Annotated in this window: 20 protein-coding genes; all 20 read left to right on the forward strand. The window is 41.3% G+C overall.

Annotated elements, in window-relative coordinates; all coding sequences use genetic code 11:
• The first annotated feature begins 213 nt into the window (after positions 1–213).
• On the forward strand, positions 214–1,599 hold the full coding sequence (locus T501_RS11790) for an extracellular solute-binding protein (protein WP_044915001.1): 1,386 nt from the start codon (positions 214–216) through the stop codon (positions 1,597–1,599).
• A 223-nt stretch (positions 1,600–1,822) separates the two neighbouring features.
• Positions 1,823–3,220 (forward strand): carbohydrate ABC transporter permease, encoded by a 1,398-nt coding sequence (locus T501_RS11795; RefSeq protein WP_026510492.1) that lies wholly within the window; start codon positions 1,823–1,825, stop codon positions 3,218–3,220.
• Complete coding sequence (locus tag T501_RS11800) at positions 3,217–4,083, forward strand: sugar ABC transporter permease (RefSeq protein ID WP_026510493.1); 867 nt, start codon at positions 3,217–3,219, stop codon at positions 4,081–4,083. The genes T501_RS11795 and T501_RS11800 overlap by 4 nt, the downstream gene beginning before the upstream one ends.
• Positions 4,084–4,310: 227 nt before the next feature.
• A complete protein-coding gene (locus T501_RS11805) occupies positions 4,311–5,306 on the forward strand; it encodes a LacI family DNA-binding transcriptional regulator (protein ID WP_044915003.1) in 996 nt (331 codons plus the stop codon).
• Between the two features lie 145 nt (positions 5,307–5,451).
• Positions 5,452–7,752 carry a beta-galactosidase gene (locus T501_RS11810; RefSeq protein ID WP_044915005.1) on the forward strand — a complete coding sequence of 767 codons (2,301 nt, stop codon included), beginning with the start codon at positions 5,452–5,454 and terminating at the stop codon, positions 7,750–7,752.
• Positions 7,753–8,132: 380 nt separating this feature from the next.
• A complete protein-coding gene (locus T501_RS11815; RefSeq protein WP_026510497.1) occupies positions 8,133–8,360 on the forward strand; it encodes a hypothetical protein in 228 nt (75 codons plus the stop codon).
• Between the two features lie 246 nt (positions 8,361–8,606).
• Positions 8,607–10,139: a hypothetical protein gene (locus tag T501_RS11820; protein WP_044915007.1), complete on the forward strand. Its 1,533-nt coding sequence runs from the start codon at positions 8,607–8,609 to the stop codon at positions 10,137–10,139.
• Positions 10,140–10,353: 214 nt separating this feature from the next.
• Positions 10,354–11,727 (forward strand): transglutaminase domain-containing protein, encoded by a 1,374-nt coding sequence (locus T501_RS11825; protein WP_044915009.1) that lies wholly within the window; start codon positions 10,354–10,356, stop codon positions 11,725–11,727.
• Positions 11,728–11,883: 156 nt separating this feature from the next.
• Positions 11,884–12,579 carry a metallophosphoesterase gene (locus tag T501_RS11830; protein WP_044915011.1) on the forward strand — a complete coding sequence of 232 codons (696 nt, stop codon included), beginning with the start codon at positions 11,884–11,886 and terminating at the stop codon, positions 12,577–12,579.
• A gap of 97 nt (positions 12,580–12,676) precedes the next feature.
• Entirely contained in the window at positions 12,677–13,297 is a 621-nt protein-coding gene (locus T501_RS11835; RefSeq protein ID WP_044915013.1) for an NUDIX hydrolase, read from the forward strand.
• Positions 13,298–13,322: 25 nt separating this feature from the next.
• The gene (locus tag T501_RS11840; protein ID WP_197027956.1) at positions 13,323–14,732 is read left to right on the forward strand and encodes a serpin family protein; all 1,410 of its coding nucleotides are present in this window, start codon (positions 13,323–13,325) and stop codon (positions 14,730–14,732) included.
• A gap of 111 nt (positions 14,733–14,843) precedes the next feature.
• Positions 14,844–15,080, forward strand: a complete 237-nt coding sequence (locus tag T501_RS11845) for a hypothetical protein (RefSeq protein ID WP_026510503.1) — start codon at positions 14,844–14,846, stop codon at positions 15,078–15,080.
• A 348-nt stretch (positions 15,081–15,428) separates the two neighbouring features.
• On the forward strand, positions 15,429–16,007 hold the full coding sequence (locus tag T501_RS11850) for a glycerol-3-phosphate responsive antiterminator (protein ID WP_044915017.1): 579 nt from the start codon (positions 15,429–15,431) through the stop codon (positions 16,005–16,007).
• 85 nt (positions 16,008–16,092) lie between these two features.
• Positions 16,093–17,598 (forward strand): glycerol kinase GlpK, encoded by a 1,506-nt coding sequence (gene glpK, locus T501_RS11855; protein WP_044915043.1) that lies wholly within the window; start codon positions 16,093–16,095, stop codon positions 17,596–17,598.
• Positions 17,599–17,821: 223 nt separating this feature from the next.
• Positions 17,822–19,282 (forward strand): NAD(P)/FAD-dependent oxidoreductase, encoded by a 1,461-nt coding sequence (locus T501_RS11860; protein ID WP_044915045.1) that lies wholly within the window; start codon positions 17,822–17,824, stop codon positions 19,280–19,282.
• Positions 19,282–20,541 carry an NAD(P)/FAD-dependent oxidoreductase gene (locus tag T501_RS11865; RefSeq protein ID WP_044915019.1) on the forward strand — a complete coding sequence of 420 codons (1,260 nt, stop codon included), beginning with the start codon at positions 19,282–19,284 and terminating at the stop codon, positions 20,539–20,541. Before T501_RS11860 ends, T501_RS11865 begins: the two co-directional genes overlap by 1 nt.
• A 15-nt stretch (positions 20,542–20,556) precedes the next feature.
• Complete coding sequence (locus T501_RS11870; RefSeq protein WP_026510507.1) at positions 20,557–20,922, forward strand: DUF1667 domain-containing protein; 366 nt, start codon at positions 20,557–20,559, stop codon at positions 20,920–20,922.
• A 231-nt stretch (positions 20,923–21,153) separates the two neighbouring features.
• Positions 21,154–22,287 (forward strand): phosphate/phosphite/phosphonate ABC transporter substrate-binding protein, encoded by a 1,134-nt coding sequence (locus T501_RS11875; RefSeq protein WP_044915021.1) that lies wholly within the window; start codon positions 21,154–21,156, stop codon positions 22,285–22,287.
• Positions 22,288–22,636: 349 nt separating this feature from the next.
• Positions 22,637–23,425: a phosphonate ABC transporter ATP-binding protein gene (gene phnC, locus T501_RS11880; protein ID WP_044915023.1), complete on the forward strand. Its 789-nt coding sequence runs from the start codon at positions 22,637–22,639 to the stop codon at positions 23,423–23,425.
• A gap of 6 nt (positions 23,426–23,431) precedes the next feature.
• A complete protein-coding gene (gene phnE, locus T501_RS11885) occupies positions 23,432–24,253 on the forward strand; it encodes a phosphonate ABC transporter, permease protein PhnE (RefSeq protein ID WP_044915025.1) in 822 nt (273 codons plus the stop codon).
• The last annotated feature ends 4 nt before the right edge of the window (positions 24,254–24,257 follow it).

The raw sequence follows: 24,257 nt of genomic DNA on the forward strand, positions 1-24,257 counted from the left end.
TTTGCGCAAGGCTTTTACCAAGCAATACATTACCGGAAACAAATTTAGTAAATTTCACCAAGGAAAACGTTTTACGTTTGTTAAAAAATCACCATTGACGATAAAAAGGTACAGAATTACAATTACTTTCAGAACAACCGATTGCGCAATTTGGTATCTTGCGCGCGGACAACAAACCTTTTCTTATGAAGGTATATACATGGAGGAAAGAAAATGAAAAAGAAATTGGTATCAGTATTGTTGACAACAGCGATGGCCGCTTCAATGCTTGCCGGATGTGGATCAAACGGCGGAAATGCAGAGCCTGCAGCAGATACTGCTGAGAGCACAGAAGCTCCTGCAGAAGATGCAGCTGAGGAGACAACGGAAGAAGCAGCAGAAGAGGAAACTGCTGAAGAAGAGACTACAGAAGATGCAGCTGAGGAAGAGGCTGCTGCAGATGACACAGATTATGGTACTGGAGAGATCAAAATCTGGGTTGCTGATAATGTAGTTGATTTTACAAAGGAACAGTTTGATAAGTTTATTGAGAAGAACCCTCAGTTCTCAGGCTATACAGCTGTTGTTGAGGCAACAGGTGAAGGCGATGCAGCCGGAAACATGATAACAGACGTACAGGCAGGAGCTGATATTTTCGGTTTCGCTCAGGATCAGATCGCACGTCTTGTTTCAGCAGGTGCTCTTGAAGTTGTTGAGGATTCAAACGCTGAAAAGATTAAGGCAGATAACGATGCCGGTGCAGTAACAGCTGCTACAGTTGGTGACACACTTTATGCATATCCTCTTACTGCTGATAACGGATACTTCCTTTACTATGATAAGAGCGTTGTAACAGATCCTTCTACACTTGAAGGTATTGCTGAGCAGTGTGCAGCTGCAGGAAAGAACTTCTATTTCGAAATCAACTCAGGTTGGTATCAGACAGCATTCTTCTTCGGAACAGGTGCTGAACTTACATATGATACAGATAATGATGGTAACTTCACAAAGTGCAATTCTACATATGCAAGTGATGAAGGTGTAGTTGCTCTTAATGAGATAATTGAGCTTGCTAACTCACCTGCATTCCAGAATGGTTCTTCAGTTTCTTCAGCAACAGATTGCGGCGCAATCGTTGATGGAACATGGGATGCTGAAGCAGCTAAGGAAATGTTTGGTGACAATTATGCTTGCGCAAAGCTTCCTACATTCACAGGTTCAGATGGAAAGAACTACCAGCTTTCAGGCTTTGGTGGATATAAGCTTCTTGGTGTAAAGCCTCAGGAAGATGAGAACAAGCTTGCTGTATGTGATGCACTTGCTGATTACCTTTCAAGTGAAGAAGTACAGCTTGCAAGATTCAATGCAGTAGGTTGGGGCCCTTCAAACCTTAAGGCTCAGGCTGCAGACGAAGTTAAGGCTGATGAAGCTCTTGCAGCTCTTGGCGAACAGCTCAAGTTTGCTATTCCTCAGGGCCAGTATCCTGGAGATTATTGGAGTCTTGCTACATCACTTGGTGATTCTGTAATTTCAGGTGAGATTGCAGCTGACGCATCAGAGGATGTTGTTAGGAAGGCACTTGAAGACTTCCAGGCAACATGTGAGTCATATGCAAAGTAATCTATATAAGATTATTTAACTAAAAGTAATACTACCTTAAAGGGCTCGGGAACTGTTTCGTCCCGGGCCCTTTTTGAACAGAGCACTTAGCGAGGTATGTCACGAGCTTAGTGCGAGTCATGCAAGTCCACTTGGTAAGGTGTTTTCGAATCTAGTGGAGCTTGCTTGAACAGAGCACCTGTAGCTTGTTAGATTCAGGATGATATAGGAAGGGAGGCCGGAAATGGCAAACGGCTCGAAAAAAGAGAAAAAGAATAACATAGCCACTTTTTTTAGTGCACTTGGAAATGACTGTAAAAAAATCGGGCTTACATTTAAAGAGGGGGATATCAGGACAAAGCTTTCTTTTATAATCATGGGACTTGGTCCTATTCTTAGAGGACAGATTCTTGTAGGTCTGGCTTTGATGCTGTCAGAGGTAATTTTTATCTGGTATATGACAGGCTTTGGTTGGACATATCTTTCAAAAATCACCACACTTGGTACGGTAGCAACACATAAGGTAAAAAGAAAAACAGTTTATGGTGACAACAGTTTCCTTATCCTTCTGTTTGGTGTGCTTTCGATTTTTGCAGTGATAGCAATTATTGCATTATGGAGGCTGAATGTTGAGGAGAACAGAAGGGAAGAGCTCACACTTAAAGCAGGCAAAAAGCTTCCCACTAATCTGGAAACATTTGGATCATTATTTGATAAGAATTTTGATAAAACATTACTTTTCCTTCCTGTAACCGGAATATTCCTTTTTACATTGCTTCCCATCGTATTCATGATCTTTATTGCGTTCACGAATTACGATTATAACCATCAGGCTCCGGCAAATCTTTTTACATGGGTAGGACTTCAGAACTTTAAAGAACTTGTTTCATTTGGAAGCGAGGGACTTGGACCCACATTCTTCAAGGTTTTGGCATGGACGCTTGTTTGGGCATTTCTGGCAACCTTTATAGATTATTTTCTTGGACTTGCAGTAGCGATTCTTATTAATAAAAAGGGAATAAGATTTAAAAAGCTGTGGAGAACAATTCTTGTTATGACAATAGCTGTTCCGCAGTTTGTATCACTTTTGTATGTAGCTAAAATGTTTGCTAATGATGGAATTATCAACGGATTTCTTAAACGTGTAGGACTTATTCAAAGTGCAATACCGTTTTGGTCAAATCCTATGCTTGCGAGAGTTACGATCGTAGTGGTAAACATTTGGATCGGTATTCCCTATCTGATGCTTATTGCTACAGGTCTTTTGATGAATATACCTGAAGATTTGTATGAGAGTGCAAGAATAGACGGTGCAAGCGCATGGCAGATGTTCAAGAGCATAACGCTTCCATACATGCTGTTTGTAACAGGACCTTTCCTTCTCACTCAGTTTACAGGTAACCTGAATAACTTCGGCGTTATATATCTGTTGTCAGGAGGTGGCCCCGGAACCATGAGCTATGCCGGTAATGCAGGTACAACCGACCTTCTGGTTACATGGCTTTATAAAATGACTGTAAATGATTCCAACTATAGAATGGCAGCAGTCATTGGTATCATGGTATTTATTGTTACTGCTATATTCGCACTGGGAGTATATGGATTACTTCCGTCAGTTAAGGATGAGGAGGGCTTCCAATGATTAAAACCGGATATAAATCCAAACAGAGAATTGGTAATTTCTTTGCTTATATTTTTCTTATACTGATCAGCATAATCTGGCTGTTCCCGTTTGTAGGAATTGTGCTGCAGAGCTTTAGATCTTTTGCAACTGAATCCGGAGGAATGGAGAGTTACATAATCCCCCACCAGTTTTCATTAGATAACTATAAATTTTTGTTTTCAGGCGAGACAAACTTCTTGCTTTGGTACAAAAATACAGTTATAATTGCCTTCTTTGTAGCAGCGCTGCAGACAATAGTTATTTTGTGTGTCAGCTATGCACTTTCAAGAATGAGATTTGCAGGAAGAACACTGCTTATGAAATCCTGGTTGATACTTGGACTGTTCCCGGGATTCCTTACAATGATCTGCCTTTACTTTTTGCTTAAACAGTTTGGACTTACACAGGCCGGTGCTATTCCTGGATTGATCCTTGTATCTGTTGCAAGTTCTGGTATGGGATATTATGTATGCAAGGGTTATTTTGACACTATTCCCAAGGCCCTTGATGAAGCTGCAAGAATAGACGGTGCTTCAAGAGCAAGAATATTCTTCACAATGACCATTCCTATGAGTAAGCCTATTATTATCTACACTGCACTTGTTGCTTTCATGGCACCATGGAATGATTACATTTTTGCTTCATACGTAGCATTTGGACATGACAAGAGCTATAACGTTGCGGTTGCTATGTTCAGATGGGTTAAGACCAATGACTATCAGGGATACTTTACACGATTCTGCGCAGGCGGAGTACTTATTGCAATCCCTGTAACACTATTGTTTATGTTCCTTCAGAAATATTATGTTGAAGGTGTAACCGGCGGCGCGGTTAAAGGTTGAGCAGAGCACTTAGCGAGGTATTTTCGAGCTTAGTGCGAGCCATGGGTGAACACTTGACGAGGTATTAACGAGTCTAGTGAGAATCCCAGAGCAGATCACTTAGCGAGGTATTTAACGAGCTTAGTGCGAGCCATGGGTGAACACTTGACGAGGTATTAACGAGTCTAGTGAGAATCCCAGAGCAGAGCACTTTACAAAAATCTCATAGTAACACGCAGAGAGGTATTATGGGTGAAAAGATAACTATCGAGGATGTCGCGGCGGCTCTTGGTGTATCCAAGACTACCGTATCCCGTGCAATATCAGGGAAAGGAAGAATTGGAGAAGCCACAAGAAGCCGTGTCCTTGAGTACATTGAACAGAATAATTACAGACCTAATGTAGTCGCTAAGGGCCTTGCACAAAGACGGACCTACAATATAGGCGTAGTGTGGCCCGGGGATACCACACTTGTGGATCTTCCGTTCTTTCAAAGATGCCTCGTTGGTATGAGTGAAGTAACAAGCGGTTACAATTATGATATTGTTATAACTCTGGTAACAGGAGATGAGATTACAAACCTGAAAAGAATCATCGAAAATCATAAGGTTGACGGAGTAATCCTTACCAGGACGCTCATTGATGACAAGTCGGCAGAGTACCTTAAGAAGAGTCAGATTCCTTTTGTGGCTATAGGGGCATCTCTTGACGATGATATTATCACTGTGGATAATGATCACTTTGATGCCTGCAGAGAGCTTACTTCAATTCTTATTGGTAAGGGCCAGACAAAGCTTGCTTTAATAGGCGGTTCACAAAATCATATGATTACCAGAATAAGGTATGAAGGTTTTGTGAGCGCTTTTGCGCAGGCAGGGAAAAAAGTTGACGAATCTCTGGTTTTCCTTAATCAGGGCAATGAGCAGAAGCTTACGGAAATAGTAAAACATCTTGCTGCCAAGAAGGTCGATGGAGTGATATGCATGGACGATCAGCTTGCAGGATATATTATGAGTATTTGCAGAACTTTAAAAATACGTATTCCGGAGGATATAAGGCTGGCTTCGTTTTACAACAGCCATATGATAGAAAATGCTATTGTGCCAGTCACATCTCTGAACTTTGATGACAGAAAGCTTGGAGCGGTTGCTACAAGAATGCTTATGAGTCTTATCGATGGTGAAAAGGTTGAGAAGCAAAAACTTAAAGATTACGAAGTTATTATGAAGGAGAGCACTAAGTAAGTGCTCCCCTTTCGTAGTTTTAATATGATGACAGGGGAAAGGTCATAAAGCGATTATGTTTACATAAATCGCATCATGACTTCTTGTCTTGTAGGAGAGTCGGTTTGATTTTCTACAAGATGTGATTGATAAGGAGCAATCATTTATGCTGACAAATAAAAATATACTATCCTATACACCTATGTCGCTTACAGTGGATGGAACACCTTTCTATCCGGTTATGGGTGAAATGCACTTTTCAAGATATAGGAACAGATACTGGGAAGAAGAGCTTTGCAAGATGAAAAGTGGCGGAGTATCAATAGTATCCCTGTATACAATATGGATTCATCATGAGGAAATTCGTGGTGAATTTGATTTTAGCGGTGACAGAAATTTAAGAAAATTTCTTCAGACAGTTAAAAGAGTAGGCCTTAACTGTATCTTAAGAATTGGGCCCTGGGCTCATGGTGAAGCTAGAAATGGAGGATTCCCTGACTGGCTTTTGAAGGATGCAAAAGAGAAAGGGTATGAAGTGAGAAGTAATGCACCTGAGTATCTTCAGCATGCCAGAATTTTTTATGAGCATATTTATGAGCAGGCAGAGGGGCTTTTTCTGAAAGATGGCGGACCGATAATCGGTGTTCAGATTGAAAATGAGTATGGACATTGTGGCGGTTTTGGCGGTGAAGAGGGAGAAGCTCACATGAGGACTCTCTGTGACATGGCAAAAGAGATAGGCTTTGATGTTCCAATCTACACAGCTACAGGCTGGGGAGGAGCAGTTACCGGCGGAATGCTTCCTGTCATGGGGGGATATTGTGAAGCACCCTGGGATCAGAGAACTACTGAGATAGAGCCCAGCGGAAATTATATTTTCACAAGAGAGAGAAATGATCACAACATAGGCTCTGACCACGGAATCGGCGCTGGCATTACCTTTGACATGGACAAATTCCCATATCTTACTGCTGAACTTGGCGGAGGACTACAGGTTACACATCACAGAAGATGCATTGCCACCGGTAGGGATACTGAGGCTATGAGCCTTGTGAAAATGGGAAGCGGAGCCAACCTCCTGGGATATTATATGTACCATGGCGGAACAAATCCGGAGGGTAAACTGACTACTTTGCAGGAGAGCAGGGAAACAGGCTATCCCAATGACCTTCCGGTTTTATCATATGACTTTAATGCTCCTTTGAAAGAATACGGCCAGATGTCTGAGACCTACAGAAGAATCAGAAGACTTGCGATGTTTACAAGGGATTTTGGTGAAGGACTCTGTGAGATGCCATATATACCACAGCCGGGAAATCCCGATAAGCCTGACGATATGACTGACCTTAGAACAGCTGTCAGAGGCGCGATAAAAGATGTGAACGGTAAAGAGATGTTCAGCGGATATCTTTTTGTAAATAATTACGTAAGACGCTGCAACATGGCTGATCACGATAAAGAAATCCTCAAGGCATATGATCCTGATGGAAATATTGTTGCCGAATATGAAGAGAGAAATATCAAAAACGGAGATTATTTCTTCTATCCTTTCAATATGCAGATAGGTGAGGATGCTGTTTTAAAAAGAGCTAATATGACACCTCTGTGCATACTTCATGATGAAAAGGGAAGAGAAAATGCTTACGTATTTTATACTGATGACAGAGATTCAGCTGCATTTGAGATTGAAGGGGATCTTGGACTTATCAGTATAGTGATACTTTCAGATTATGAAGCTGAAAATGCTGTAAAGATCAAGGATGACAGAGGTGCGGAGCATCTTGTTATATGTGAGCACGCTGTAGTTGACAGGATAGTACCCACGAACAGAAGAAGATCAGGAGTGCTTGAAAACGGCAATCCCAATGGTTATGAGATTTATGCAGAGATTCCGTCGGATGGTGCAGGTCATACGGTTTCATTCCGTGTCTGGCCTGATCTTGACGAGACTCCGATAGGGTTTATTCATGCCGATGCTGAGAATGTAAGCGACACCTATATGGTGGACAGTATGGATTTTGCAGACTACAGATATGTGGATGAATTAACCAACCCTGTTGAAACAAAGCTCACGGAAGGTGTGGCAGCAGGTGAGTATCAGATCAGTGTGACAAATATTGATGAAGACATCGACGAAGTATATCTTCATGTTCATTATGCTGGAGACAGGGGAGAACTTCTATCCTGCGGTGATCTGGATGCTTTACATGATGGAGAACTGATTGCAGATAGTTTCTACACAGGACAGGATTGGGAAATCGGATTAAAGAGATTTATCGGTTCAGAGACATCAGAATCTCTTGAGGAGAGCTTTGAAGCAAAAGCTGTTATTTATCCGCTATTTGAGGACCAGAAGATTTATCTTCAGGAGTGGCCGGACTTAAGTGAAGAGTCTGACGGAAAAGCCGCTGCCTGCAGGATTGAGGGCGTGGACTCGGTAGCACAATACAAAATAAAAATATGGTAAAATTTTCTTTAACAACAAGCTCCATCTGGCGGGTTTTTCGCGCCTGGTAATAAACGATACTATTCAGGATAATATTTGCCTTCCTTCTCTGGAAAATATAAAAAGAAAGCATATCCTCCATGCAAAGGATGAAAAGGCATTTGCTGACAGAGAAACCGCTATGATCGTAAAATAATGGCTTGTCCATAGCGCATACGCGAAAGTAAGATACGCATATACAATTGTCAAAACATCAGTAAATAAGCGGCTTTAAGGCTTTGTTAAGTTTTTGTTTATTATGCATATATAAATATTAAATATATAGTTAATTTTATTACACAAAATTGTATGTTAAATCAATATATAACAATAAACCGTTTTGTGTGAAAGGATATATATTTATGGAGTACAACAAAATCAAAGATTTATGCTACAAGCGGGGAGGTCAGAGCACTGCTGTTATATTGGCAATGCATACAACTGAGCGCTGTAAGCTTATCAGGGATGAACTGGTTAATATGAAAAAGGCCAGAAACTTACTCAGAGATGAGCTGCTGATTGTCTATTCGTTTTTAGCAGAACGCGATCTTTTGGAAACTTATTTGGACTCAAGGGACGGAAGACTGTAAATGTAACGAGCATCCCGCACGGCTTTGGGACCACAACATCACAAAGTGGTTTTGTGTTTCTCATCGCAGTGCGGGATGTTTCTGTTTTGAAGGGAATCTTTATATAAAAAAGGCTTTCTCACAGTATTTATCGGGGCTCTATTCTGCTTTACCGGAGGTTGTTTAAAACCTGGCTCCCGTCAGGGTTGTTGCTTTAGTGTGGATATTTTATAATTGAAGCGAAAAAATACCTGGCGGAGAAGAAGAATGTCAAAAAAAGGAAAGCTTTTATTATATATATATATGTCAATATCAGTTCTGCTTTGTCTTATGCTGGCTAGCAGATCATCTTTCTTATATCCATTGAATAACTGGGATGATGCAAACAGCTATTTCTCTATGGGTAAGGCTATTTTTAACGGAAAAATGCCCTACAGGGATGTCTTTGATCAGAAAGGGATGTACCTGTATTTTCTGTATGGACTAGCATACCTTTTGTCTCACACAACCTTTGCGGGAGTGTTTGTTCTGGAGATTATTCTGGGGATACTTGATGTAATCGGTTTTTATAAAATCATAAAGCTTTTTATAAATAAAAATAGTGAAATAATCCCGTCTTCCCTGGCTGTTATGATTTTTGCTGTAATAGTCTGCTCCCGTAGCTTTTGGTGGGGAGGAGCAGCTGAGGAAATATCTCTGCCCTGCTATGTGTGGGGATTGTACCTTTCTGTTCGGTATTTTAAGCATGAATATCCGGAAAAAAACATGTCCTTTAAGGATGTATTCTTGGGAGGAATGCTTGCGGGACTGATTGCAAATATCAAATTTACAGGTCTTGGCTTTTTCTTTGCATGGATGATGATGGTGTTCTTTTCATTCCTTGCACATAAAGAGCTTATTAGAGGAATAAATGCTTGTTTTGTATTTCTTCTTGGCATGTTTTTGCCATTTGTTCCCTGGATTGTTTACTTTGGAGTTCAGGGGGGCCTTCAGGAATGGTATTGGGGATATGTCTATGTAAATGTATTTGTATACACAGATGTTGAGAGTGCAAATCCGGGAGTCACCGGCAGAGTATATCAGATGGCAAAAATACTGTACTGGCTCATCCGTGATAACTGGCAGTACTTTTTATTTATTATAGTAGGAATTCTGTATACCCTGGCTGAAAAAGGGCAAATGCTGATGGCGCGAATCAATATTCCGGTACTCTTTGTATTTATGTTTTTAGGATTTTTTGGAGGAGGAAGAGAGCTTCCTTACTATTCGCTCCCTCTTTCGGTGTTCGCGGTCCTTGGTTTTTCACTTGTAGGGAGTCTTTTGGTGAAGCTATGCAGGATGGATGAGCAGGAAAAATCTGCCAAAGGTCTCGCAGGTCCGGGGCTTTTAGTAGTGAGCATGATTGTTTCAGTGGTGTTTATTTATTCCAATTCGATGAACATACCTTTTATGAAGGTTGAAAGAGACGACTATTTTATGTACAGATTTCGGGATAAGGTCCTTGAAACTGAGAATCCTACACTTTTAAATGTGGGATGCCTTGATGCGGGGCTTTATACACTCTGTGATATTGTACCAAACTGCAGATGGTTTCAGACCCAAACTCTTAATATCACGGAACCGGAGAATAATCCATATCTTGAGCAGGAGCGATACATAAGAGAGGGGCTTATCGACTATGTCATCGCCCGAGATCACATTCCGGATTCAATAAACGAGCATTATGAACTTATAGATAAAGAAGATTATGGCTGGGATGGTGCAGAGTTTAAGTACTATCTTTATAAGAAGGTAAAGTGATGACAGAACAGAATCTGATTCCAAGCTGTTTCCTGGTATAGAAGAATCCGATTCCCATATGTTTTATCGGAATTTTGATTTTTTTTAGAATAATTTAATATCAAAAAACAGAATAGTTTTTTATAATAATTATGAAGGGGGCTTAGTGCTCCCTTTTGTTGTTAACGGAAGAACAACAGTTATACCTCAGTGATGAGGGGACAGGGACGTGATTATGAAAATATTACAGAATATTGCATCCGGAATATTGGGGCTTATTTTTGCCGGGGTTGTTGCGATACTTGCATGTATCATCAATCCCGATATTGGCGTGTGGATTAATGAATTAATAAGACCGGAGGATAAGGTTGAAGCACCGGTACAGGACGATTCAAAAAAGTATTATGTCGAGGTGCCGGATTGGGATTACATTTACGGAAGAAAACAGAATTCTGAAGATGTGGATGTCGATGGAAGCAGCAATGCGTCTACAGCGCTGGGAGACATGATAACGAGCGCGGTCAACGGACTGTCAGATGCCATAAATGAGCTTGAAGCTACAGAAGTCAGTAACCCTGCTGAGCAGGATGTCACGGTAGAGGATGTGGCAAATACTGCCAATGCTATTGTAAATGCTGTTACAGGAAACGGCGATAAAGGCATCAAGGTTATAGTTAAGGATGAGGACGAAGACTCAGAGGCTGAGGAGCTTAGTAAAGCTCAGGACAATCAGGAACAAACACCTGCTTATACACCCGGGATTCCGGCTGGAAGAAGCAGTTATGCAGCCTTTGATCCTGAAATAATTGAGCTTACGGATCCTGGTCTTGCAAAACAGGCTATTAATAGTGCGGATTATGGACAACTTGGAGACGGGCTTACTTTTGATACACAGTTTTATCCCTATTATCATATGTTAAATGATACCGGGAAAGCTCTGTACAGACAGATATATGCAAATACCCTGGCGCTTAATACTACCTTCAGACCCATTGAACAGGTATCGATGGACACGATGCAGATGGTGCTTCTTAGCGTAGTATTTGATCATCCTGAACTGTTCTGGCTGGATACTACTTTTTATCAGGAGTATGATTATAACGGCGTGGCACTTAAATTAAGACTCCGCTATTATGACAGAATACCGGATATACCTACGGCTAATCAGAAGTTTTTGGCAAATGCTAATGCAATAGTTGCAGGAGCATCAGGTCTAAGCGATAATTATGAGAAGGAACTTTATATACACAATTATCTGGCGGACAAGCTGACATACAAGCATAATCCCCTTGATCAGAGTGCTTACAGTGCAATCGTGGGTGATAATACCGTTTGTGCCGGATATGCCAAGGCATTTCAGTATCTGATGCAAAGGCTCGGAGTCCCTACATATCTCTGTGTTGGATCCGCAGGGGAAATGCACGCATGGAACATAATTAAACTGGGAGATAATTACTACAATGTCGACTGCACCTGGGATGATCAGAATCCTACGGTATATGATTATTTCAATCTTTCCGATGCTGATAATTATATGCATAAGAGGATGTTTAATTCAGTTTATCTTCCTGCCTGCAATGAAGGAACATTTATTGCATCAATAAATTAAATATGTAAAAATATGAGCCCGGGTAGTTTAGGTGCTATCCGGGCTTCTAATCATATATAGAGCAGGCTTGTATGAGAATGCGTTTTGTGACACCTGCGGGATCTATATACGACAGGAGTAAGCCTGATAAATGATATTTTTGGAGGAGCGAATCAGATGGCGTTATACGCATTGGGGGATCTTCACCTTGCCTTTCAGTCTGAGAAGACAATGGATATTTTTGGCAAGGTATGGAAAAATCATGAAAAGAAGATTGAGAAAAACTGCAATAAAATAATGACCGATGAGGATACCCTTGTACTTGTTGGAGATCACAGCTGGGGAAAAGGCCTTGAAAACTGTGAGATGGATCTCAGATTCATCGAGGGGCTTCCCGGTAAAAAGGTTTTGATAAGAGGCAATCACGATAATTTCTGGAGTGCCAAGAAGACTCAGAGACTTAACGATTTATATAAGGACAGACTCTTTTTTCTGCAAAACAATTTCTATCCCTATGGGGATGTGGCAATAGTTGGAACCAAGGGATATTGCTATGAGGGCTATGATACCAGAGAACATGCCGATATGCTAATAGAGAGGGAGGCGAAGAGACTCAAGGCTTCCTTTGAAGCAGCAAGAGCAGAGGGCTTTGAGAAATATGTAATGTTTTTACATTACCCTCCAACGGAGATAGGTGAGAGAAGCAGCAGATTTACACTTATTGCCAAGGCGTATGGTGTCACCCAGGTTGTGTATGCCCACTGTCACGGAAAAGAGAGATTTCATGACAGCCTTCTTGGAAAAGTGGATGGCATAAATTACAGCCTGGTTTCCGGTGATTACCTGGATTTTAAACCTCAGAGAATATTGTAAGGAGGTGTGGTTTTTATCACCTCGGTAAAGTCAGATTTTGTTTCCTTCTTAGGAAAACCGGCTTTTCATCAAAATAACATATAAGAAAAGGAACATTATGGATCAGAATAAAAGTAACCTGGAGAAAAATAGAGACGATTTAGCCTGGGAGGAGGTTTCAACAGAGCATTTAGTACAAGATGAATGGATTGATTTTCGAAAGTCTGCTTTCAGATTTCCGGACGGTACGATCTTTGAACCCTATTACAGTTACAGCAGACGCGATTATGTGGTAATAGTTCCCTTTGATGAAAATGGCAATCTTATCTGTGTTCGCCAGTACAGACAGGGAATCCGCGAAGTTACAACGGAATTTCCCGCAGGCGGAATAGAGAGAAGTGATGGAAAGGAATACGGTGACGGAAAAGAGAATGCCGAGGAAGCCCTGAAAGCCGCAAAAAGGGAACTTTCAGAGGAGACAGGATATGAGGCAGGAAAATGGACATATCTTATCAAAATTCCGTCAAACGCTACAATTGCCGATAATTATGCATATGTTTTTCTGGCTACTGACTGCAGAAAAGTGACAGGACAAAATCTTGATGAAACTGAGTTTTTAAATATTGAGATAAACACCCCGGATTACATAGAAAAACTCATAGAAAAAGGCGGATTTCAGCAGAGTGTTCATGTTATGGCATGGCTTCTCGCAAAGGAGTGTATGAGGAAAAGCAGTTAATATGAGAGGATAGAGGATGGGAGATATGATACTGATAATTATAATTGCAGTTGCGTGTCTTTTGCTTCTGATATCGTTTATGGTTATAAAATCCAGAAATGATAATATAGAGTATATCGAGGAAGCTTCAGAATCTTCTGATGAACAGGAAGAAATACCGGAGAGAGAGGATGAATCGGAAGAAGCGGCTTTGGACTCAACGGATTCAGGTGAAGTGGATAATGAAGTGACTTCTGAAGATAAAGCAGAGAGTGTGACTGAGGCAAAAGCTGCTGCATTGGAAGCAGATGATGAAGAAGCTGCTGACGATGAAGATACGGAATCTGATGCAGAGGATTATGATGATGACGACACAGATAACTCGAAGGTCAAAGCCATGAGTGAGTTTGACAAGTCACTTATTCAGTTCCTGGAATCCTCTGGATATGATATTGAGAATTATATGGTATCACCGGCATCCTTAAGGGCAGTCATCGCCATGGCAGTAGCAGGCGCCGGTTCAAGTACCAGGAAGGAACTTCTTGCGGCAGCAGGCTTTGAAGATGAGAAGCAAATGAATCTCTGGTATAAAGGTCTTATAAATGCACCGGATACGACAAGTGGGCTTTTGACCTTTAAGCTCTTGAATTCAGTGTGGCATAACAGAAAAATGCCTGGAAACATATCCGGAAAATATAAGAAGTATGTTAAGGCTTTCTTTGGTGCCGAGGCAAAGGATGTTGTCCCGGACAAAATCACCGGTGAAGTAAACAGCTGGGTTAAAGAAGGAACAAATGGTCTTATCCCCAAGATCAGTAACGATCTGTCAGATAAGGACATAATGCTTATTAATACGCTTTATCTTAAGGCGACCTGGGTGAAGACCTTTGATGAATATCATACCGAGGAAGGGGACTTCAAGGCATTTGATGAATGCAACATTAAAAAGGTATTTATGGAAAAGACGGATACCTTCAAGTTCTATGAGGATGATTCTGTAAAACTTGTAGTGCTTCCTATGAACGGCAGGGTAGAAGCTATTTTTGCAATAGGAGATATAACAGGTATTCAGGATAAGCTGGAGCAGGCTTCTACTGAGCACGTACATATTAAGCTTCCTAAATTTGACACCGAGACCTCATTGAATCAGGGCGAGCTTATAAAGTTCCTGAAGAAAAGAGGCGTGGTCAGTGCATTTTCAAAGAATGCCGACTTTACTGCAATGACTATGGATAAGGGATTTTACATTTCAGATGTGATCCAGAAAACCAAGATTACAACAGACGAGAATGGTCTGGAGGCAGCAGCTGCAACTGCAATGGCAGTATTAGGTGCTGCGCCTTTGGAGGATGAGGTAATACCTAAGGAATTCATAGCTAACGAACCTTTCAAATATCTGATAACCACATCAGGAAAAAATAAAGAAATCTTATTCTATGGACAGATAGTAGAATAAGGCATTTGAGGGCTTTATAAACAAATGGTAATAGATATTTAAGAGATTTTTAACAGGGTATTAGATTATAGTAATAAGTAACATATTATTTCTTTTGAAAGGGGTACAATTATGAGCAGATTATCTGAAGTAACCGGATTACAGCAGCAAAGATCATTAAAGTTTGACCAGATTGTAAAAAAAGGAAATGAGGCTGAGATCACAAAGGCTACTATGGAAAATATAGTAATGTCGCTTAATGATATTTCCCATACATTGGCAATGATAGCAGACGGACAGTCATCCAATCAGTCTGATACCTTCGATTCTATTGCAAGAAGCCTTGCAATGATGGCAAACAGTAAATAATATAAAAGCTTTTATTATCCCAGGGAGAAAATGTTTGTTTTGGCTAATGTTTGTAAAGCAGGCATTTCTCCCCGGGATGATATTTGAAAATAAATGGGGAATTTTAAAAAGTGTTTTTTGGATGTTTTTTTCAAAAAGGCATTAAATTCGCCACCTTTTTTGTAAAAAATATTGAAAAAATAGTCAAAATGCGTTAAAGTAGTTTAGTAAAGTTAATGAATGCCAGTGAGATTAGAGAATGTGGCTTATCAAATTATCAGGTTGACGCCTGTTTGTTAGACATGTTCTTTTTTTATGCCTGGATATTGACTATATTTAGTTTAATTATTATTGCAAGGATGATTTTTGATGCATAGAGATTTTATAGATAAAATCGAAGAAAACCCGATAATAGCAGCGGTTAAGGACGATAATGGACTGTCTGCGGCGCTAAAAACAGAGGTGGGGATTATCTTTATTCTGTATGGTGATATTTGCACGATTGGTGATATCGTAAAAAGGGTTAAGGAGGCAGGGCGGATGGCAGTGGTCCATGTGGATCTTGTGACAGGCCTTAACAATACCAGAGAGGTGTGCCTTGATTTTATTAAAAATAACACCAGGGCAGACGGAATCATAACCACCAAGGGGAATCTTATCCAGCATGCAAAAGAGCTTGGATTATACACAGTACTTAGATATTTTGTAATAGACAGCATGGCGCTTGTGAATATAGAAAAACAGGCGGGATATGGTATGACACTTCCGGATGTAATCGAGATTTTGCCGGGAGTTGTAGTATCGAAGATTATTAAAAAGGTAAATGCAATAAGCAGGGTTCCTGTGATTGCAGGAGGACTTATTTCAGATCGGGATGATGTTATGAATGCTTTGCAGAGTGGAGCTATGGCAGTTTCCTCAACCAACAGGGATGTGTGGGAACTGTAACGAACAGACAGCTTCAGAATCAGGACGGACCTGTACAAAGAATAGTAATGCAGAGCTTATAAAAAGTTTTAAGGAGAACAATGTAATGGCAAAGTATGTAATGGCTTTGGATGCAGGAACAACCAGTAACAGATGCATCCTGTTTAACGAGAAAGGTGAGATGTGTTCAGTGGCGCAGAAGGAATTTACACAGTTTTTTCCGCAGCCTGGCTGGGTTGAGCATGATGCTAATGAAATCTGGCAGACACAGCTTTCTGTAGCTCGTGAAGCTATGAAAAAGATAGGAGCAACTTCAGATGATATCGCTGCAATTGGAATAACCAATCAGCGCGAGACTGTAATTGTCTGGGACAGAGCAACAGGACAGCCTGTATATCCTGCAATTGTATGGCAGTGCCGCCGTACTGCGGATTACGCGGAGCAGATGAAGGGCAAGATTCCGGGAATAGTTGAGAAGTTCCAGCAAAAGACAGGACTTAAATTCGATCCCTATTTTTCAGGAACCAAGATTAGATGGATTCTTGAAAATGTTGAGGGAGTAAGAGAGAGAGCAGAGAAAGGAGAGCTTTGCTTCGGAACTGTTGATACCTGGCTTATCTATAAGCTGACAAAGGGGAAGGTTCATGTAACAGATTATTCAAACGCATCCAGGACACTTCTTTACAATATCAATACTCTCGAATGGGACGACGAGCTTTGTCAGATACTTGAAGTTCCAAAGAGTATGCTTCCTGAAGTTAAGCCATCAAGCTGTATATATGGCGAGTCAGATCCGGAGTTCTTTGGAGGCCCTATAAGAATAGCAGGAGCAGCAGGTGATCAGCAGGCTGCACTATTCGGACAGACCTGTTTTAAGGAGGGAGAAGCTAAAAATACTTACGGAACAGGCTCATTTATCCTTATGAATACAGGAGATAAGCCGATATATTCTAAGAATGATCTTATAACCACAATTGCGTGGGGCATTGATGATAAAGTTACATACGCCCTTGAAGGCTCGGTTTTTGTAGCAGGTGCAGCTATCCAGTGGCTTAGGGATGAACTGAAAATTGTTGATTCATCACCGGATTCAGAATATTTTGCCACAAGAGTAAAGGATACAAATGGATGCTATGTAGTCCCGGCATTTACAGGACTTGGAGCTCCATATTGGGATCCATATGCAAGAGGAGCCATCACAGGACTTACACGAGGTGTCAATAAATATCATATTATTCGCGCAACGCTTGAATCACTGGCTTACCAGAGCTATGACGTACTTCACTGTATGGAACTTGATTCGGGTAAGCATCTTACAGCACTGAAGGTTGATGGCGGAGCATCGATGAATAATTTCCTGATGCAGTTCCAGTCAGATATCATCGATACCAATGTACTTCGTCCGAGCTGTGTTGAGACTACAGCTATAGGTGCCGCATATCTGGCAGGCCTTGCGGTGGGGTATTGGACAAGTAAGGAAGATGTGATTAAGAACTGGGCTGTAGACAGAGAATTTAAACCTCAGATGCCGGATACTGAAAGAACAAAGGCGCTGAAGGGCTGGAATCAGGCTGTAGCGGCTACCAGAGGATGGGCAAGAACCACCGTTTAACTTAATAATTGATACGCTGAGAATGGGAGTATGTATAGTAACGCATGATGAGATGCGTTTATTAGACTACTCCTTTTTTATGATACGAGGAAATTTCTCCGAAATTCCTATATCATAAAAAACGCTCCGCTATGGATGCGCACTCGCGCGAGAGGAATATAGTTGCTAAATATATAATCGTTTGTTTCAGGATAACAATAAAAAGGACAGAGGTGAAAAAGATATGGTATATGATGTCATAGTCATAGGCGCAGGAGTGTCGGGTAGTGCGGTTGCCAGAGAGCTTTCGCGCTATGAAGGAAACTTTTGTGTACTTGAAAAATGTGAGGATGTTTGCGAAGGAACATCAAAGGCTAATTCAGCTATAGTGCATGCAGGTTTTGATGCACATACAGATACACTGATGGCGAAATTAAACGTCCGCGGCAATGAGATGATGGATGAACTATGCAGGGACCTTGATATACCTTTTAAAAGAAACGGTTCTATGGTCGTTTGCATTTATAAAGAAACATTGCCGGAGCTTCAAAAGCTCTATGACAGAGGTGTGGCTAACGGAGTAAAGGATATGAGAATACTTAGCCGCAGTGAAGCTCTTGAAATGGAACCTAATCTATCAGACAGTACAGAGGGAGCGCTCTATGCACCTACCGGAGGAATTATCTGCCCCTTCAGACTTTGCATAGCAATGGCGGAAAATGCCAATGAGAACGGCGTTGATTTCAGATTCAATACAAAGGTTGAGAATATTAAAAAGCATGAAGATGGCTTATGGCATATTCGCACCAATAACGGTGAATACATTACAAAATACGTGGTTAATGCGGCAGGAGTATATGCGGATACCATACACAATATGGTAAGTATGGATGATGATAAGATAAAGATCATTCCACGCCGCGGTGAATACTGTCTTTTGGATAAAGAGGTTGGAAATCATGTAACTCACACAGTTTTCCCGCAGCCCTCAAAGTTTGGAAAAGGCGTATTGGTTTCTCCTACAGTCCATGGAAATCTTATTGTGGGACCTACTGCTGTGGATATCGATGATCCCGAAGGAACCAATACAACTGCTGAGGGGATAAATGACCTTATTACCAAGGCCAGCGATCATGTAAAGAATCTCCCTATTAAAAAGGTTATTACATCCTTTGCGGGACTTAGAGCTCATGAAGTGTGTCATGATTTTATAATCAAAGAGGTAAAAGGCGCAGATCACTTTATAGATGTAGCAGGTATAGAATCCCCCGGGCTTACAGCCAGCCCTGCAATCGGCGAAATGGTTGGAAATATGTTAAGGGACATGATGCAGCTTAAAGCTAAAGAGAACTGGATAGCTACAAGAAAAGATGTTGTGGATCCATCAGGACTTTCTATAGAAGAAAGGAATGAACTTATTAAAAAAAATCCCGCATACGGCAATATCATCTGCCGCTGCGAATCAATTTCTGAGGGCGAGATCCTCGATGCCATTCACAGACCTCTCGGAGCAAGATCTCTCGATGGTGTTAAGAGACGAACCAGAGCGGGAATGGGAAGATGTCAGGCAGGCTTTTGTTCTCCCCGTACCATGGAGATACTTCATAGGGAGCTTGGACTTTCCTATGAGGAGATAACAAAGAGCGGCGGCCATTCCAACATAGTCGTGGAGCGTACCAAACACCAGAAGGGAGGAGAGCAGTGATGACATCATATGATATTGTGATCGTGGGCGGAGGCCCTGCAGGTCTTGCGGCAGCTATCTCTGCCAGAAAAGCCGGAGTAGAAAAAATACTAATTCTTGAAAGAGATAAAGAACTTGGCGGAATTCTGAATCAGTGTATTCACAACGGATTTGGACTTCATACCTTTAAGGAAGAACTCACAGGTCCTGAATATGCACAGCGTTTTATAGACCAGGTACTCAATGAAAAAATAGAATATAAGCTAAATACAATGGTTATGGATATATCATCAGATCGCATAGTTACAGCCATGAGTCGCGAAGATGGGATGTATCAGATAAAAGCCGGGGCAGTAATTCTTGCCATGGGCTGCAGGGAGCGTCCAAGGGGAGCTCTCAACATTCCGGGATACAGGCCTGCGGGGATTTTCTCAGCAGGAACGGCACAGCGTCTTGTTAATATGGAAGGTTATATGCCCGGGCGTGAAGTAGTGATTCTGGGATCAGGTGACATCGGACTTATAATGGCAAGGCGTATGACACTAGAAGGAGCAAAGGTTAAGGTTGTGGCCGAGCTCATGCCTTATTCAGGCGGACTTAAGAGAAATATCGTTCAGTGCCTGGATGATTTTGGAATTCCGCTTAAGCTTTCTCATACCGTTGTTGATATTGAAGGAAAAGAGCATCTTACGGCAGTTACGATTGCTGAGGTAGATAAAAACATGAAGCCCATACCGGGAACAGAAGAGCGTTACACCTGCGATACATTACTTCTTTCCTGCGGACTTATTCCGGAGAATGAGCTTTCGAGAAATGCAGGCGTAGAGATGAATCCGGTAACAAGCGGACCTGTGGTAAATGAATCTCTTGAGACCAATATTCCCGGAGTATTTGCCTGTGGTAATGTGCTTCACGTTCATGATCTTGTGGATTATGTTTCCGAGGAGGCAACAAGAGCAGGCGAAAATGCTGCGAAGTTTGTAAAAGAGGGAGAGAAGGAGGGCGGAAGCATCATTGAGCTTTTCGCTACAGAGGGCGCAAGATATACGGTTCCCTCAACAATCAATCCTGACAGGATGGACGATCTTCTGACAGTGAGATTCCGAGTGGGAGCTGTCTATAAGAACTCTTATGTAAGTGTCTACTTCGATGATGAGAGAGTGATGCACAATAAAAAGCGTATCATGGCTCCCGGTGAAATGGAGCAGGTAATCCTCCAAAAGACTAAGCTAAAGGAAGCCAATCCTAAGAAGGTTACTATAAAGATAGAAGCAGAGTAAGAAAAAGGAGAAGCCATGGAGAAGAGAGAACTTACATGTATCGGCTGTCCTATGGGATGCCAGATAACAGTAGAACTTGATGAGGGACAGGTAATTTCCGTAAAAGGAAACACCTGTGCCATCGGAGATAAATATGCAAGAAATGAAGTGACTCATCCTGAGCGCACGGTGACAAGTACTGCTGTAATACTGGGGGGAGATAAGCCCCGGGTATCAGTGAAAACCAAATCCAATATACCAAAGGATAAAATATTCGAATGCATGAAGGAAATAGATAATGCATGTGTAAAGGCACCGGTACATATAGGTGATGTTATTGTGAAAAATGTAGCCGGAACAGGAGTGGATGTGGTTGCAACGCGGGAAGTTTCAGAAAAATAATAAGTACTACTTAGTTTTGCTATGTGAAACGAGAGCAGAACTTTATTATGTAAAATGGAAACTTAAGAAAATCTTAAAATTATTATTACTTCAGTTCATTGACAACCGCAATCAACTTAAATATAATTTGAGTGTTATTGTAAGGAGCTCATGTAGCGTAGTTTTCTACATGGGCTTTTTTTTGAGTAGAGTACGTAAATGCTCAAAAAACTTTTAATTTTAGGAGGAATTATGAAGAGATTATTTGCAATGATGATCGCCGGAGCATCTGTAGTATCAATGCTTGCAGGCTGCGGAAGCAAGACTGCAGAAACTGCAGCTGAGACAACAACAGAGGCAACAGAGGCAACAGAGTCTGCTGATGCAACAGAAGAGAGCGCAGACGCTGCTGATGCAACAGAAGAGAGCGCAGACGCTGCTGAGACAGTAAAGATTGATAAGCTTACAATCGGTTTTGTACCTTCACGTGAGCCCGATGAGATTGTTACTGCTACAGAACCTCTTAAGCAGCTTCTTACAGATGAGCTCGCTACTCTTGGCTATGAGGTTGGCGAAGTTGACATCACAGTTGGTACAAGCTATGAAGCAGTTGGTGAAGGCCTTTCAGCAGGAACAATTGATATAGGTCTTATCCCCGGTGGTACTTATGTACTTTACGATGATGGTTGTGATGTTCTTCTTACAGCTACAAGGGATGGCCTTTCAATCGAGAGCCCTAATGCAAAGGACTGGAATGACAACAAGCCCACAGAGCCTACAGAGGATCAGGTAACATTCTATCGTGCACTTATTATTACAGGACCTTCAGAGGCTGGTAAGGCAGTTGCAGCTAAGGTTGATGCCGGCGAAGAGCTTACATGGGAAGATCTTGACGGACTTAACTGGAGCGTAATGAACTCTTCATCTTCAGCTGGATATATTTATCCTTCACTTTGGCTTCAGGCAAACTATGAGAAGCATGTAACAGACCTTTCACACGCTGTACAGTCTGACTCATATGGTAATGCTTTCGCAAGACTTGCTTCAGGCCAGATCGACGTTCTTTGCTGCTATGCAGATGCAAGACGTGACAATGAGGAGAAGTGGACAACAGAATATGGCAGAGAAGCCAGCATCTGGGATGAGACATCAGTAATCGGTGTTACAGATGGTATTTATAATGATACAATCAGTGTAAGCAAGACATCTCCTGTTATGGACGATGCTTTCAAGGCTGCTCTTTCCAAGGCATTCATTAACATTGGTAATTCAGATGCAGGTAAGGAAGTTATTTCAATCTACAACCACAATGGTTATGTAGAAGCTAATGCTGCTGATTATGATTCAGAGAGAGCTGCTCAGGAGCTCATCAAATCAATGAACTAAAGTTATCACTTAGTGCGATGATTTCGCGTACGGAGGATCTTGTTCTGATTCATGATCATGAGAGCAGGATTTGTTTTGGGGAATCACGAATTTGTTGTGATAATGGTTTTATATGGGGAGGTTATTAACCTCCCCTATTTTTTCAATAGGAAATTCCTTCGGATTTCCTATTGAATAAAAAGCGCTCCGCTAAGGATGCGACTGGTGCGCAGATGAATTTTGCAAGCTAAAGCTTGCGCGCACCAGCGCGCAAAGAGTCGCGAGCGACTCTTTGTTCTGATTTAAGAAATTCTTATTTTAGGATATTGAAATTATTAATGGACAGTGTTTTAGATTCAGGAGAGGAATAATGATCAAGTTTGAAGATGTAGGAAAAAAATATCCCAATGGTTTTGAAGGATTAAAACATATTGATCTTACTATTGAACAGGGAGAATTTGTAGCAATTATCGGACTTTCAGGTGCAGGTAAATCCACACTCATTCGTACCATCAACAGGATGCACGATGTGACAAGCGGTAAACTCACGGTGGATGGTGTTGATGTGATGAGCTTGTCCGGAAAACAGCTCAGAAGATTTCGCAGAAAAATCGGAATGATCTTCCAGTCATTCAATCTGATCACCAGAACAACAGTAATTAACAATGTTCTGACTTCTTTTGTTCCTGATATGCCCTGGTTTAGAGCATTGTTTGGAATCTATACCAGGGAAGAAAAGATGAAGGCGCTTGAATGCCTTGATAAAGTGGGAATTTTAAGAAAGGCATTTGTTCGTGCAGATCAGCTCTCAGGTGGACAGCAGCAGAGAGTAGCTCTTGCAAGAACTCTCGCCCAGAATCCTCAGATTATCCTTGCAGATGAGCCTGTTGCCGCGCTTGACCCTGTAACTGCCAAGCAGGTAATGGATGACTTTAAGAGAATCAACGAGGAGATGAATATTTCAATTCTTATCAATATACATCACGTGGATCTTGCTCTTAAATATGCCACAAGAGTCGTTGGAATAAGAGAAGGAAAAATCGTCTATGACGGCCCTGCTGAAAATGTGGATAAGGACGTGCTTGCTACGATTTATAACGGCAAAGTGGATGATGAAGGAAATGTTCTTGATGCAAATGATCATAATGAAATGAGGTGATCTGAAGTGAGCGTATACGATAAGATTTTTAAACCAAAAGTATATACACTGCCTAACGGCAACTCAGTAGAGAAAAAGGCATCACGTGCGCCTATCTATTTTATTTTTATTATACTGATGAGTGCGCTGTCAGTAAAAATCACCGGTTTTGATATGAAAGTATTAACCCAGCGTATCGGGCAGTTTTTTGTTATAGTCGGTGAGATGTTTCCTCCAAATGCAGACTTTATGGGAAAAGTCTGGGGGCCCTTATTTGATACTATTAAAATGTCACTTTTGGGTTCAGTAGTAGGAGCACTTCTCTCAGTTCCGTTTGCAATGCTGGCAAGTACAAATGTCTGCCCTAATAAGGTGATTGTATCAATTGTCAGAGTTATGTTTTCGCTTATTAGAACTCTGCCTACACTGGTAACTGCACTTGTGGCAACTCTTGTATTTGGACTTGGTACACTTGCAGGTACATTTGCGATTGCAGTTTTTTCATTTGCATATATCGGAAAACTTACATATGAAGAGATTGAGACTGTAGACATGGGAGCTTTCGAAGCTATGGAAGCTATGGGAGCTACCAAGGCAAGAGCATTTATCTCTGCCATAGTTCCTCAGGTTCTTCCCTTTTTCCTCTCAAACTGCCTTTTCAACTTTGAGGGTAATGTGAGATATGCAGCTGTTCTTGGTTACGTAGGAGCAGGTGGTATCGGACTTATCCTTAACGAGAAGATATCATGGAGAGAGTACTCAAGTGTTGGAATGATGCTTATAGCTCTCTTTGTGGCAGTATTTGTTATCGAGTCAATCAGCAGAATGCTTCGTAAGAAGCTTGTATAAAGGG

The organism is Butyrivibrio sp. WCE2006, from assembly GCF_000701985.1.
In the GTDB taxonomy this organism is placed as follows: domain Bacteria; phylum Bacillota; class Clostridia; order Lachnospirales; family Lachnospiraceae; genus Butyrivibrio.